The sequence below is a fragment of the Paenibacillus hunanensis genome (assembly GCF_014645615.1).
GTDB classification, from domain to species: Bacteria; Bacillota; Bacilli; order Paenibacillales; family Paenibacillaceae; genus Saccharibacillus; species Saccharibacillus hunanensis.
This window is the reverse complement of sequence record NZ_BMMB01000002.1, coordinates 154,420-168,602: the sequence shown is the minus strand read 5'-3', so window position 1 is coordinate 168,602 and position 14,183 is coordinate 154,420. Positions and strand designations below refer to the sequence as shown.

Below are 14,183 nucleotides of genomic sequence, written 5' to 3'. Positions count from 1 at the left end.
CCGATGGAACTGCTGTTATTCGTCATTACCTGCTGGCTACTGCTTCAGCTTGCATTTACGGTCTGGAATTTGAGCCGAATGCCGAAGCTGGGCAAGCCGGTGCAGCGTCAGAAGTGGGAGCAGGAGTATGATTTTCCAGATGTACATCATCAACATGGAAATAAACCGTTACTGTCTGTACTGATTCCTGCGCGTAATGAAGAACGCAATATTCGTGAGTGTCTGGAGTCGGTCACTGCCTGTCGCACCGATTCGATCGAGCTGGAAATTCTGGTGATCAATGATCATTCGGAGGATGCTACCGAGTCGGAGATTCGTAAAGTGATGGCGCAGGATGATCGCATTCGTCTTTTTCATGGTACGACATTGCCCGAGGGCTGGCTGGGCAAGTCATATGCTTGCCACCAGCTATCCTTGCATGCACGCGGAGAATGGTGGCTATTCGTCGATGCGGATGTACGGCTTCAGTCGGAAGCGCTGGAAGCAGCGATGGTCACGGCGCGTTCGCAGCGTACAGGCTTGATCAGCGGCTTTCCGCGGATGGAGACAGGGACGTGGCTGGAGCATATTGTGGTGCCGATGATGGCGTTTATTATTGGCTATCATTTACCGATTATGATGATTCGGCGCAGTCCGCGTCCAGTCTTTCTCGCTGTGACAGGTGCGTGGCTCATGATCCATCGGGATAGCTACACTCGCAGTGGTGGGCATGCCCATATTTATAATCATATCGTGGAGGATATGGAGCTGGCACGCGCGGTGAAGCAGGCAGGTGATCCGGTGACACTGGCAGATGTGCATCGTCATACGTCCGCACGCATGTATCGTAATGCGGCTGAGGTATGGGAAGGATATAAGAAAAATATTTTCGCGGGTACAGGGCGTAATCCGCTGCTTGTATTCGGCGTGACGATTTTTTATTCGTTATTATTTATATTCCCACTTGTGATGCTGCTCTGGAGTATAGCAACAGGGCAGCCCGTACTTGCTACATGGTCAGGAGCAGCTATGGCAATAGGAATGGTCACGAAGGGAATTATCGATCGATTTAGTGGCAAATCCTTTTGGCTGGGCTTGTTCATGCCGATCAGTGCGGCATGTCTAATCCTGATTCTACTTGATTCGTGGATTGCCAGTCTGAACGGAAAAGGATACCGCTGGAAAGGCAGGACGTATGGATGAATAGTTACGGACAGCCCGGTTCACGCCGGGCCATCATTATTGGCGCTGGATTTGGCGGCTTATCGTGCGCAATTGGGCTTGCCTCGGAAGGTTATGAGGTTACCATACTGGAAAAGCAGCCCACGATCGGTGGGAAGCTACAGTCGCTGGAGCTGGACGGCTACCATTTTGACCGCGGACCAAGCACCATTACGATGCCACATGTGTTTCGTAGTGTATTCGAACGTGCCGGGCGTCAGATGGACGATTATGTGCAGCTGTATGAGCTGGAGCCGCGTACACGTAATGTGTTTGCAGATGGTCATACCGTTGATCTTAGTCGTCATGCAGAATATACCGCCGAGCAGATTGCTGCCTATAGCCCGGAGGATGCGCGTAATTATAGTCGCTTTTTACAAGAGGCAAGCGCGATGTATCGCGAAGCGGATCAACAATTTTTGAACACATTATTACTATCCTGGCGCGATAAATTAAAGCCATCGATGGGACGCAGTCTGTTACGCGTGCGTCCATTGACAACATTACAAGCGTTGCTCGGACGCTACTTTCGCCATCCGAATACTTTGATGCTATTAGGACGTTACGCAACGTATGTGGGCGCATCTCCATACCAGGCACCAGCGATCTTCGCGATGCTGGCACATGTGGAGGCAGTAGATGGTGTGTATGGCGTGTATGGAGGGACAAGTAATATTGTCCGTGGTATGGCTCGCCTTGCTGTAGAGCTTGGTGTCACAATTCATCCGAATACCGAGGTCACGCGCATTCGTGTACATGCTGGAGCCGTCAGCGGTGTAGAAACGAATAGTGGCGATTATGAAGCATCCCTTGTCATTGTAAACGGCGATGTGCTCAGTGCCAGCCGTATGCTGCTATCCGAGAAGGAGCGTCCTTCACTTCCAGATCATCGCATTGCATCGTACGAGCCATCATTATCCGGCTTTGTTACACTTGCAGGTGTGGCAAAGCGCTATGATCAGCTTCTACACCATACGGTCTTTTTCCCAGAGCAGTATGAACCAGAGTTCCAATCCATTTTCACTCAAAAAACAGCACCGTCTGATCCAACGCTATACATCTGCCACTCCGGTCATTCCGAAGCGGGCATGGCACCCGATGGCGGTAGCAACCTGTTCATCCTTGCCAATGCGCCTTACACCTCCAAGCAATGGAACTGGCAAACCCAACAGCAAGCCTACGGCGAACGCATCGCGACCATGCTAGAAGGCTACGGCTTAACCGGTATCCGCAGCGGCCCTGTCTGGCAACACTACACACCAGAAGACATCCAGCGCGACACCTACGCCCATCGCGGAGCGATCTACGGCATCTCATCCAACGGTGCCAAGCAAACCTTCTTCCGCCCCGGTAACCGTAGCCCTGACGTAAAAGGCCTATGGTATGTCGGCGGCACGACTCATCCCGGCGGTGGAACCCCCATCGTTACCCTATCCGGTCAACTGGTAGCCAAGCATATTGCGAGCCAGCGTTAGGTGCTAAAGAATAAAGGATTGTGACAGGGATGAAATTGCCAGATCAAGTGGGAGTGGATAGGCTTCATCATAGATAGATGCAAATGCATCAATTGCGCAGACTTCGTAAGGATCAGAATGGCTAGCTATATGCATCTTTTATAGTTAACTATTTTTAATATTTAACAGGTTTATATAAGCTGTATAAACGATTATTAATTTTAAATAGCTAAAATGATCTCTTTTCTGCTCATATTTCATGACATAGGCTGCGATAAGCACGGAACGAAGGAAAGGAAATAAGGGAAAAGGACTCCTTTGGAGGGGCGGGAATCTTCATTCACTGCTAATCCAAAAGATTCCCGCGGCTCCACCCGAGTCCGTTCCCTTATTCCTTCCCGAAGTGATTGACGCAGCAGCACAACATTCAGCAAGCGATCATCCACCCACGAGCAATTCTTTTCCCACTCGACCTGTGGCTTTCCCTCATTTACTGCTATAGTTGATATAACGAACGCCACAACTCACCTAAAGAAAGGAAGCGGATATGACTCATCCATCTCAAGAAGGACATATTTCAGATCGCAAAAGCGCACATGTCCGATTGTGCCTTGAAGAAAATGTAGCCGGTGAAGGTATCACGTCGGGCTTTGAACAATATCGGTTTCGCCATCAGGCGCTACCAGAGCTAGATTTTGCAGCGATTGATCTGACGACTTCGCTATTTGGCATCGCGCTAAAGGCTCCACTGCTGATCAGCTCCATGACCGGTGGCAGTGCAGCGACTGGCGAGATCAATCGCAGACTTGCACGCGTAGCACAGCGGCGCGGCTGGGCGATGGGGCTTGGCTCGGTGCGTGCAGCGATTGAGCATGACGAGCTAGCAGCAACGTTTAATGTGCGTAGCGATGCACCGGATATCCCGATCATTGCGAATCTGGGAGCGGTACAGCTGAATTACGGCTTTGGTGTGGAGCAATGCCGACGTGCAGTAGAGCTGGCCGAGGCCAGTGCGCTCGTACTGCATCTGAACAGCTTGCAGGAGGTGTTTCAGCCCGAAGGCAATGTGAATTTTGCAGGGTTATTACAGCGAATGGAAGAGGTGGCGACAGCACTGGATGTGCCTGTAGGTGTCAAGGAAGTAGGCTGGGGCATTGATGGCGAGACAGCGCAGCGTCTTGCTAGTGCAGGTATGGCATTTATCGATGTAGCTGGTGCTGGCGGTACATCATGGAGTCAGGTAGAGAAATTCCGTAGCCATGATCCGGTACGGCGTGCAGCCGCCGAAGCCTTTGCAGGCTGGGGTTATCCGACCGCAGATTGTATCCGTGATGTACGCAACCATGTGCCTGATATGCCACTGATCGGTAGTGGAGGTCTGTACAACGGTGTAGATGCCGCGAAGGCGATTGCGCTTGGTGCAGATATGGTCGGGTTTGGACGCTCCTTGCTCGGTGCGGCAGTAGAATCAGAGGAAGCACTGGAGCAGGTATTGGAGCGCGTAGAGCTTGAGCTGTCCGCGGCGATGTTCGGCGTAGGAGCAGCTTCGGTGGAACAGCTTCAACAAACAGAGCGGCTATATCGCATGAATTAGAGGCATAGTATGTATGTAGATGGTATGTAATGCATCGATATACAAATGATCGTCCATGAATGATGAGGATGAGTATTGGATCATCCCGAGTTGTTTTAGCATATCGTAACAAAGCATCTATATTGCAGCAAAGATTCGGCTACGTGCCGGATCTTTTTTTTGTCTGCATCATTAAGCGCTAAGGTACTGTTGATATCGTCTAAGCGATTGTACTTCTGTTCATATCACCTGTATTCCATACTATGAAGTTTTACTCTTACACGCACTCTATATATCTATACAGATGGATGAAAATAATGCCTTTGCTCCGAATAAGCCTTCCTTTTATACAATAAATTCCTCACTGTCCTAAAAAAATTTATTCATTCCCCTTCTGTCCTAGTCTGAAATTGTTGCATTAAATGACGCTTAACCGAAATTTTCTGAAAATTTACGACAAAAAACAACAAAATACTTTAATAGCTATACAAAATAAGCTGCTTGACGTCGATAATAAATGGGTACTTTGAACTATTAGTCTATATGTCACTATGTCACAGGTATATACATCATAAGGAGGACAACACGTGAAGAAGCATTCATTTATGAGATTGGGACTGCGTCCTAAACTATACTTAATTATTTTAATACCGTTATTGTTAATTTGCGGACTCACGATGTGGACGACGCAGCTGCTCATCCAAAAGTCATCGCTATCCACATTACAGCAGAACAATCAAATGCTGACGACAAACACGATCGCGCAGCTGGATAAAAATGCAATTCAGCAAATGTACACCAGTACGAATCCCGAACAGAGCACGCAATATAAAGAGCTGCGTCAGCGGCTAAACAATGTGCGTCTGGAGACAGGTGCGCTGTATGTGTATATGTTCAAACGGGTGGATGACCGCTGGCTTTACACCGTCGATGGTGCTGCATGGGATGACAAAGATTACAGCCCATACGATACCGAACTTACACTCGGCGCCGATCGTACATCCGCATTGCTGGCAGGACAGGCGATCACCACGAATGTGTCAAATGATCCAGAGTGGGGTGAGTTATTTTCCACCTTTATGCCGATTCGTGATGAGGCCGGTAAGGTGATCGGTTATCTCGGGATCGATATTTCAGCGAACACGGTCAATTCGGTTTACTCGGTAACGATCAAGGAAGCGTATAAGCTTGTCATTCCGATTTTTGCAGGTGTATTCATTCTGGCGGTAGCTGCGGCAATGCTGTTCATTCGTCGTATGCTGAAGCAGGTGAGCGAAATCAAGCATAGTATGGAAAAGGTTACCGCAGGTGATCTGACGGTTCCGTCTCAGCGTATTACAGGCGATCAGCTGGGCGAGATCAGTGATCTGAACAATGCGATGATTCAGCATATTACCGGGATGATCGGCAGTATTCAGCATAGCTCTACGACACTTCAGCAGTCCTCTGGCTATATCCAGGAAGTTGCAGGTAGCACACTGCGTCAGACGGAAGAGCTATCACGAGCGATTCAAGAGATTGCCAGTGGAGCAGGGCAGCAAGCAGAGCAAACCGAGCATTCTGTCGATCAATCGGCACGTCTGGGCGGTATTATCGATGAGATTGGCACGTATGTAGATCAATTTGGCGCGACGGCAGAGCAGCTTACCACCGTGCGCAATACGGTACTGCGTGAGCACGAGCTGCTTTTACAACAGGGCAAGGAAAGTGTAGCCAGCGTACAGCAGCTTCAGCAGCTATCCAGCACACTGGCAGAGCAATCGCGTGAGGCGGCTGGCATTAGTGGACAGGTGCAGGATATCGTGAAGCAGACGCAAATTCTGGCATTAAATGCTTCGATTGAAGCATCTCGTGCAGGTGAAGCAGGTCGAGGCTTTGCTGTTGTTGCCCACGAAATGGGACAGCTTGCACAGCAGTCTGGAGAGTCGATTCGCGAGATTGATCGGATCATGGGACACTTTGTAGAGCAGATTCGCCTCATTCATAACGAGTTTGAGCAAAGTCTAACGGCTGCCGAGCAGCAGGAAAATCGCATTACAGAGTGTATGGATTCGTTTGAGCAGGTGAGTCGTGTATCCGAGGATGTACAGCGTCTGGCACATGATCTGTCAGAAAATACCGACCGTATGCAGCATATCCGCCGTGAGGTAGAAGAGCATCTGACCCACATCGCAGCGACAACAGAAGAAACCTCCGCGATGACCGAAGAGGTGTCTGCGAGCGCTACAGAGCAGCAGCAATCGGTAGCTGAATTGTCGGACATTTCCGGTAATTTGAACCGCCTTGCTGTAGATTTGAAAAAACAAGCGGAACAATTTATCGTTTAATCGTTTGCCACGCCTGTGGTTGTCATATATAATAGTGTGGAAATTCATGAAGAGTCTGTCACCAATTCAAATATAGGAGTTGTCAGCATAAATGGCTTTGAAAGCTGGTATCGTTGGATTGCCAAACGTCGGTAAATCCACACTTTTTAATGCAATCACACAGGCGGGCGCAGAATCCGCTAACTATCCGTTTTGTACAATTGATCCAAACGTCGGTATCGTTGAAGTACCGGACGAGCGTCTGGACAAATTGACTGAGCTTGTTGAACCGAAAAAAACCGTTCCAACGGCATTCGAATTTGTTGATATTGCTGGTCTGGTGCGTGGCGCAAGTAAAGGCGAGGGTCTGGGTAACAAATTCCTTGCTCACATTCGTGAAGTCGATGCGATTGTACACGTTGTTCGTTGTTTTGAAGATGAGAACATCACACACGTAGATGGCAAAATCGATCCGATCAGCGACATCCAGACGATCAATCTGGAGCTGGTACTGGCTGACCTGGACAGCGTCGAGAAGCGTATTGATCGCGCGAAGAAGAATATGAAGGGCGGCAACAAGCAGTACGCTCAAGAGATCGAGATTCTGGAACGCGTGAAGGAAACGTTGTACAACGATATGCCTGCACGCAGCATCGAGCTGACCGAAGACGAGCGTCTGATTATCCGCGACCTGCATCTTTTGACAATGAAGCCAGTATTGTATGCGGCTAACGTAAGCGAAGATGGTGTAACAGAGGCAGACACAAATCCTTTCGTGCTCAAAGTAAAAGAATTTGCCGCTGCTGAAAATGCAGAGGTTGTTCCGATCAGTGCGAAGGTAGAAGCAGATATCTCCGAGCTGGAAGATGAGGATCGTGCGATGTTCCTCGAAGAGCTGGGTCTGCAAGAATCCGGTCTGAACCGTCTGATCAAGGCGGCGTATCGTCTGCTCGGTCTGTACACGTACTTTACAGCAGGTGTGCAGGAAGTACGCGCATGGACAATCCGCAAAGGAACGAAAGCTCCTGGCGCAGCAGGCGTGATTCATAGTGACTTCGAACGCGGCTTCATCCGTGCAGAGGTAGTGGGCTATGAAGACCTTGTGAACGCAGGCTCTATGAACGGTGCGAAGGAACGCGGTCAATTGCGTCTGGAAGGTAAAGACTATGTCGTGAAAGACGGCGACGTTATGCACTTCCGTTTCAACGTGTAATATCGAATCGCACTCTGTATAAGAGTTCGTGCATAAATAAAAGCCTGATCGGCACAGCATACGAGATGTAGAATTACATCCGTTGCTAACCGATCAGGCTTTTTTGTTGTATATCGTGAATGATAGGTGATAGAAGGAGCATCGCAAGCATAAGTCATAAGGTAAGACGAGCTTGCGCACATAGGTAGAGTAGCAGTATCGCAGGGCTACTTAATCTTACTTAACGAGACGGTTCCATAAATGGTAAATACACTTCGTCTGTACTCGACAGCATAGGGATATCTTCAAATGGCACATAAGCTGGATGCTGACGCTCAAGTGAAGAATGAAGCTGTACACGTCGATGCGCCTCATCCATATAGAACAATAGCTGTCTTACAAATGAAAGCATGTTATTTCCATATAGATTTAATAATTCAAAATGATATTGTCGGTAATGTCCATTACCAATGACCAGCATTTGATTATATTTCACACCAGGGCTTGAAGTCATAATTTCTTTGTAGGAAGAAGCTGAGACGTAAAGTTGTCGAATGTCAGTCAAAGCCATCGTTGAGAACACGAAGGGTTGATTTGGCTTTTTGGTGCACATGACTAATTCCTGATCTGTGACTACCAGCAGATGAAGTGGTTCATAATCCGCTTCTTTTTCCCGTTCGGTCAAATCGATCGTATCTGAGAAGTTTTGCTGAGTGAACTTTTTCCATTGGGGTTCACTTACATTACTATGCGCAGCATGAATAACTTCATCAGGATGTAGTACACCGATCGAATACAGGCGCTTTGCTAAACGAATACTTTGTTCCATCTCAATCTTGTCTGCCTTCAATCGGATACGTGTGAGAAGGAGAAAGGCTGCACCCATCAATCCAAATAGTAGAACCCACCAATTGAATGCATCACTGAGGCAAAATAAAACCATACCAATTAAATAGATGCTGAGGGAAAAATACATCCACTTTAATTTGGCAGCTTCTGAAATACGATAGTAGCTGAATCCTTTACCTGCCCTGTAATTCTCTGTACGGGGATTGATGGTCAGGCTATGGATGTAGGTTGGTGCAAAAGCGATCAATAAAGCAATGGCAAAGAAGAATATAAGCCCGAAGCCTGAAGTAGACCATGCGATGAAAGCAAACAGTGCTAGTGCAAACCATGCCACAGAATTAAATATATAGGCTTTCCACTCGCCACGCTGAATCTGGCGGAATCGTTTCATAAAATGTGCTCCTCCTGCTGTTATGTACGGATCGGATCATGATCACAGCCATGCATCAACAAAACGACAATGCACCACTTCTACGATAAAAATCCGATCCAATCATGCATCATGGCTACAAAACTATACGGACGAAGGCTGTACGCTAAATGGTACATACTCCTCTTCCGTACTCGACAGCATCGGAAAATCCTCTAACGGAACATAGTCGGGATGATCCCGCTCGGGTAGCTCATCCTCATCGAATTCACGCAGATGAGCATCGTCCATACAAGCAAGCAGCTCCGATACAAATAAAGACAACCCGCTATACAGCCTGCTTGAAAATTGAAAATGATACTGGTGATCCTCACCATCACCAATCACGATCATTTGCTTGTTCATTTTAGGCCCTGACTCGCCCCCAACCTTTTTGTAGGAGGCACTGGATACATACAATTGCTGAATATAAGCTAAAGGTATAGTCGAAAACATAAATTCCTCATCAGGATGCTGTGTGCACATAATTAATTCTTCATCCGTCACGACCAATAGGTGGAGGGGCGTCTGCACCTCATTCGGTTCATAATCGATCCAGTCGATGCTTTGTGGCTGATCGTTCGCTAATGCGAGCCAGGCCTCAGTGGATATGTTGCCATATGCCGCATAAATGCGTTCGTCTGGTGTCAATACCCCGTAGGCATACAATATTTCGGCACAGGCGATTTGCGTGCGGATATCATGATACGTTTTTTCCTTCAGCCAGTAGTAGACGCCGGGGAAAAGAAAGGCTATGACGATCCCATATAAGAATGTCCACCGATCAAAGCTAGCGTCAAAGCAATACACAAAAAGCAAAATTACCGAGCAAGCAAAGCCAGTCCAGCTCAGTATCATTTTCGTTTTTTCGGGCATCCGATAATACGTAAACCCTTGATGAGGCTCATAGTCATATGTGCGTTCATTCTTTAGGAGTGCAAAGTACGCAAAAACCGCATACATCACGAAGCCGACGATTGCGACTACCAACAGAAAGCCCCATCCATTGTAATACCCTACCGCTACAATCAAGCTTGCCATCACGAGCACGCCTAACGAAGCAATCAAATAACCATACCATTCCCCGAGCCGAATTTGACGAAATGTGTGCATAGAGAACTCTCCTTTTCAAATGGGCGATTGTCTGTTTATTGTGATTCATCTGTATAGCTGAACGATTGTTGCCGGATTGCTCAAATTCTTTATGTATGGAGTCTATTTCCATTATCGGTCGAGGGAGGGCGATGTATGATATATGCTGGAGATAAAGGTAGATATAGGCATACAAAAAGCGGCGAGCGTAATAGAATACTTCGCTCGCCGCCTGGATCAATCTATAGTAAAAATCAGATGCAGTGCGTACCTAGATAGAATAGATCAGAGATGATACCTGCATGCACAGGCATGACAATGCGCAACAGATTATTGTATGCTCACAATTGACCTTCCTGTATCCTTATCCATCAATGATTCAGTGTTTTCATCCCGTTTTGCTCATAACGCTCGCCCGCCGCACTTCCTTTTGGTGCTGCGGCATCGATACGCTGTAGCTCTTCCTTCGTCAATTTAACGTTGACTGCACCGACATTTTCCAGCAGATACTTGGTCTTTTTGGTACCTGGAATCGGTACAATATCGTCACCCTGAGCAAGTAACCAGGCAAGAGCAAGCTGGGAAGGCGCACAGTTTTTCTCTGACGCAATTTCGCGAATACGATCGACCAGATCGAGATTCTTCTGGAAGTTCTCACCCTGGAAGCGTGGGGAGAAGCGGCGGAAATCATCCTCAGCCAGATCGTCGAACGAGCGAATCTGTCCAGTCAGGAAGCCACGTCCAAGCGGGCTATATGGGACAAATCCAATCCCAAGCTCACGACATATCGGCAAAATCTCATCCTCCACATCACGGCTCCATAACGAATATTCCGTTTGCAATGCCGTGATCGGGAATACTGCATGCGCACGACGAATCGTTTCCGGGGCGGCTTCGGACATACCGAGATAACGCACCTTGCCCTCACGCACCAGCTCACCCATTGCACCGATCGTTTCCTCAATCGGCACATTTGGATCGACGCGATGCTGGTAATACAGATCGATCGTATCGACACCAAGCCGTTTTAGACTTTTCTCACATGCTTCGCGGACGTATTCTGGCTTGCCACTAATGCCCAGATAAGAGCCGTCCTCCCCGCGCACATTACCAAATTTTGTCGCGATGACGACTTCGTTTCGATGCTGGCGAATAAATGGACTAATAAACTGTTCATTTTCCCCGTTACCGTACATATCTGCCGTATCGAAAAAGGTAATGCCACTATCCAGTGCAGCGTCCAGCGTGCGAAGCGATTCCTGTTCATCAGGATCGCCATAAAATTCCGACATGCCCATACAACCAAGTCCGAGACGAGACACAAGTAATCCCTGTTGACCTAATGCCACCTTTTCCACTTGTACAACCTCCTCATAATCTATGGATATGTGATGAGATGAAGCACAGACAAAGTAAACGGATAGCTATTATCAAACAGATTCATAGCTGCCCAACAGTCTTAGTATAGATAACCAGCAATCACAGAAGCAAACCTACCGATACGCCACATCGATAAATTCATATTTGAACATAACAGATAAGTAAATTCATTTATAGGAGTGAGGTGTATGAAGGGAGTTATCAATTAGGCTGTAGTAGAGACACCAAGCAGGAGCGAGAAGGATAGAGTGAAGGTACCCATCTTATGTAGGGATGATATCTATACAGAATGAAGTGGATCAAGAGAAAATTCTTCTATTTTCGTTGATTTAAGGATAGGAAAATACGATGTTCTGTGCTATAATTAAGAGTCGTAACCTTGTATTTTTGTGCATTCGTCATTGGAGTCATGAATCGGCAGAATGCTGTCAGAAGCAGGGTTTTTCTTTTTATACAAATGGTTGAACCTATTTTCTGCTCTATGATATCGATAGCGGAAGTGGACATTTTTTTAGATAAGCCGTTTCGGCTACATGTATTCCAAGCAAATGAACAATTAAAGAGGTGGTTACCCGTGTTAGATCGTTTACAGGCTTTAGCAGACCGTTATGATAAATTAAGTGAGCTGTTGTGTGATCCGGACGTGGCAAGTGATTCCAAGCGTCTGCGTGATTATTCCAAGGAACAGTCGGATTTGCAGCCGACCTATGAGGCATATATTGAGTATCGTAAAGTAACAGAAGAGCTGGATGCAGCCAAGCAACTGCAAGGTGAGAAGCTCGACGATGAGATGCGTGAGATGGTCAAGTTCGAAATTGATGAGCTGTCCACACGCAAAACAGAGCTTGAGGAACTGATCCATGTTTTACTTCTACCCAAAGATCCAAATGATGATAAAAACGTTATCGTGGAGATTCGCGGCGCAGCTGGTGGAGACGAGGCGGCATTGTTCGCAGCGGATCTGTATCGTATGTACACACGCTTCGCTGATACACAGGGCTGGAAAGTGGAAGTACTCGATACAAACGTCAGCGATCTGGGTGGCTTCAAGGAAGTAACATTCCTGATCAATGGACGTGGTGCGTACAGCAAGCTCAAGTTTGAGAGCGGCGCACACCGTGTACAGCGTATTCCAACGACTGAATCCGGTGGGCGCATCCATACGTCTACTTCTACTGTAGCTGTGATGCCGGAAGCGGAAGAAGTGGATATTGAGATTCATGATCGCGATATTCGTGTCGATACGTTCTGCTCCAGTGGTGCAGGCGGGCAGTCTGTTAATACGACCAAATCGGCTGTACGTGTAACACATATGCCGACTGGTATTATGGCAACCTGTCAGGATGGCAAATCGCAAAACTCTAACAAAGAAAAAGCACTTCAGGTTCTGCGCGCGCGTATCTCGGATATGATGCGTCAGGAAGAAGAAGCAAAATACGCTGGTGAGCGTAAGAGTAAAGTCGGTACAGGTGACCGCAGTGAGCGTATCCGTACGTACAACTTCCCGCAAAGCCGTGTAACCGATCACCGCATCGGCTTGACGCTGCACAAGCTGGATCAAGTGATGAATGGTGAGATCGAAGAAATTGTCTCCGCGCTGACATTGGCTGAACAGGCTGATCTGATGGCAAAAGAGGCGTAAGTATTGACCTTGATATCTTTTACGATGAAGCCGCAACAAAGCATAAGAGAAGCCTATGTTGAGGCTTCTTCTTTTTTCAGACAGCATGATGTGATGGAGCCGGAGTCCAATGCAAAATTGCTGCTGGAATGGGTGCTTGGCTTGTCAGGCGCAAGTTATTATATGGCATTACCTGATCCATTTCCAATGGAGCACCAGGCAGCATGGGAAGAGGCAGTTCAGCGCAAAGTGGCAGGTGAGCCTGCGCAGTACATCATCGGTGAACAGGAATTTTACGGCGAGGTGTTCAAGGTGACACCTGCCGTGCTGATTCCGCGCCCTGAAACCGAGCTGCTAGTTGAAGCTGTCGTCGAGCTGTCGTCCCAATTAGGCTCCCCTCATTCTGATACAAATGAGGCACAGACTTCATCTATTGTAGAGCAGGATCAATTGTTCCACGGGGAACGTTTGCCCCATCGTAGCGAATCTGCTTCTATGTCAGATGCAGTCCATTCTATCGAGGAAGCAGCTCAGACAGCAGATGGATCAGGTCGCGTGGAACATAGTGCGCCTCGCTACGTATGTGTGGATATCGGAACGGGTAGCGGAGCGATTGCGCTCACACTGGCACGGCTGTGTCCACAGTGGGAAATATGGGCAAGCGATATTTCACCGGATGCGCTACAGATTGCGCAGCAAAATAGCGAGCGTCAGGGGCTATCGATCGGCTGGAAGCAGGGTAATCTGTTAGAGCCGTTTGCTGGCTGTGCTGTTGATATCGTTGTGTCGAATCCGCCCTATATTCCCGATGCGGATATCGCTGAGCTACAGCCAGAGGTGCGCGAGCATGAGCCGCTGACTGCACTGGCAGGTGGACCGGATGGATTAGGGCCATATCGTATCATGATGTCGCAGTTGTCCCTGCTCGCCAGGCAGCCGCGCATGGTTGCCTTTGAGCTTGGGATGGGACAGGCACAGGACGTAGCACAGATGGTCCGTGAAACAGGATACCCGAAAATTCATATCATAAAGGACCTTGCAGGCATTGAGCGGCATGTGATCGGGATGCTGGAGTCGTAGTGTCGCAGGGCTACACTGAAAAGGGGA

Annotated in this window: 10 protein-coding genes; 7 read left to right on the top strand and 3 right to left on the bottom strand. The window is 48.0% G+C overall.

Annotation, left to right across the window (positions count from 1 at the left end; genetic code table 11):
• Positions 1 to 3 precede the first annotated feature (3 nt).
• The 5 genes from IEX62_RS04225 to ychF all read left to right on the top strand — a co-directional run bounded on the left by IEX62_RS04225 (position 4) and on the right by ychF (position 7,746).
• Positions 4 to 1,182 carry a glycosyltransferase family 2 protein gene (locus IEX62_RS04225; RefSeq protein ID WP_188774181.1) on the top strand — a complete coding sequence of 393 codons (1,179 nt, stop codon included), beginning with the start codon at positions 4 to 6 and terminating at the stop codon, positions 1,180 to 1,182.
• On the top strand, positions 1,179 to 2,675 hold the full coding sequence (locus IEX62_RS04220) for a phytoene desaturase family protein (protein ID WP_188774180.1): 1,497 nt from the start codon (positions 1,179 to 1,181) through the stop codon (positions 2,673 to 2,675). Before IEX62_RS04225 ends, IEX62_RS04220 begins: the two co-directional genes overlap by 4 nt.
• A gap of 526 nt (positions 2,676 to 3,201) precedes the next feature.
• Positions 3,202 to 4,248 (top strand): type 2 isopentenyl-diphosphate Delta-isomerase, encoded by a 1,047-nt coding sequence (fni, locus tag IEX62_RS04215; protein ID WP_188774179.1) that lies wholly within the window; start codon positions 3,202 to 3,204, stop codon positions 4,246 to 4,248.
• Positions 4,249 to 4,814: 566 nt separating this feature from the next.
• Positions 4,815 to 6,554 carry a methyl-accepting chemotaxis protein gene (locus IEX62_RS04210; RefSeq protein ID WP_229685608.1) on the top strand — a complete coding sequence of 580 codons (1,740 nt, stop codon included), beginning with the start codon at positions 4,815 to 4,817 and terminating at the stop codon, positions 6,552 to 6,554.
• 91 nt (positions 6,555 to 6,645) lie between these two features.
• The gene (gene ychF / locus IEX62_RS04205; RefSeq protein ID WP_188774178.1) at positions 6,646 to 7,746 is read left to right on the top strand and encodes a redox-regulated ATPase YchF; all 1,101 of its coding nucleotides are present in this window, start codon (positions 6,646 to 6,648) and stop codon (positions 7,744 to 7,746) included.
• Between the two features lie 220 nt (positions 7,747 to 7,966).
• Here ychF and IEX62_RS04200 read toward each other — a convergent pair whose 3' ends face one another.
• The 3 genes from IEX62_RS04200 to IEX62_RS04190 form a co-directional block, all read right to left on the bottom strand.
• A complete protein-coding gene (locus IEX62_RS04200; RefSeq protein WP_188774177.1) occupies positions 7,967 to 8,965 on the bottom strand; it encodes a hypothetical protein in 999 nt (332 codons plus the stop codon).
• 123 nt (positions 8,966 to 9,088) lie between these two features.
• Positions 9,089 to 10,096 carry a hypothetical protein gene (locus IEX62_RS04195; RefSeq protein ID WP_188774176.1) on the bottom strand — a complete coding sequence of 336 codons (1,008 nt, stop codon included), beginning with the start codon at positions 10,094 to 10,096 and terminating at the stop codon, positions 9,089 to 9,091.
• Positions 10,097 to 10,446: 350 nt separating this feature from the next.
• Positions 10,447 to 11,433 (bottom strand): aldo/keto reductase, encoded by a 987-nt coding sequence (locus IEX62_RS04190; protein ID WP_188774175.1) that lies wholly within the window; start codon positions 11,431 to 11,433, stop codon positions 10,447 to 10,449.
• Between the two features lie 596 nt (positions 11,434 to 12,029).
• Between IEX62_RS04190 and prfA the strand changes: the two genes are divergently transcribed.
• The gene (gene prfA, locus IEX62_RS04185; RefSeq protein WP_188774174.1) at positions 12,030 to 13,097 is read left to right on the top strand and encodes a peptide chain release factor 1; all 1,068 of its coding nucleotides are present in this window, start codon (positions 12,030 to 12,032) and stop codon (positions 13,095 to 13,097) included.
• A 24-nt stretch (positions 13,098 to 13,121) separates the two neighbouring features.
• Positions 13,122 to 14,156, top strand: a complete 1,035-nt coding sequence (locus IEX62_RS04180) for a N5-glutamine methyltransferase family protein (RefSeq protein WP_188774568.1) — start codon at positions 13,122 to 13,124, stop codon at positions 14,154 to 14,156.
• Positions 14,157 to 14,183: the final 27 nt, after the last annotated feature.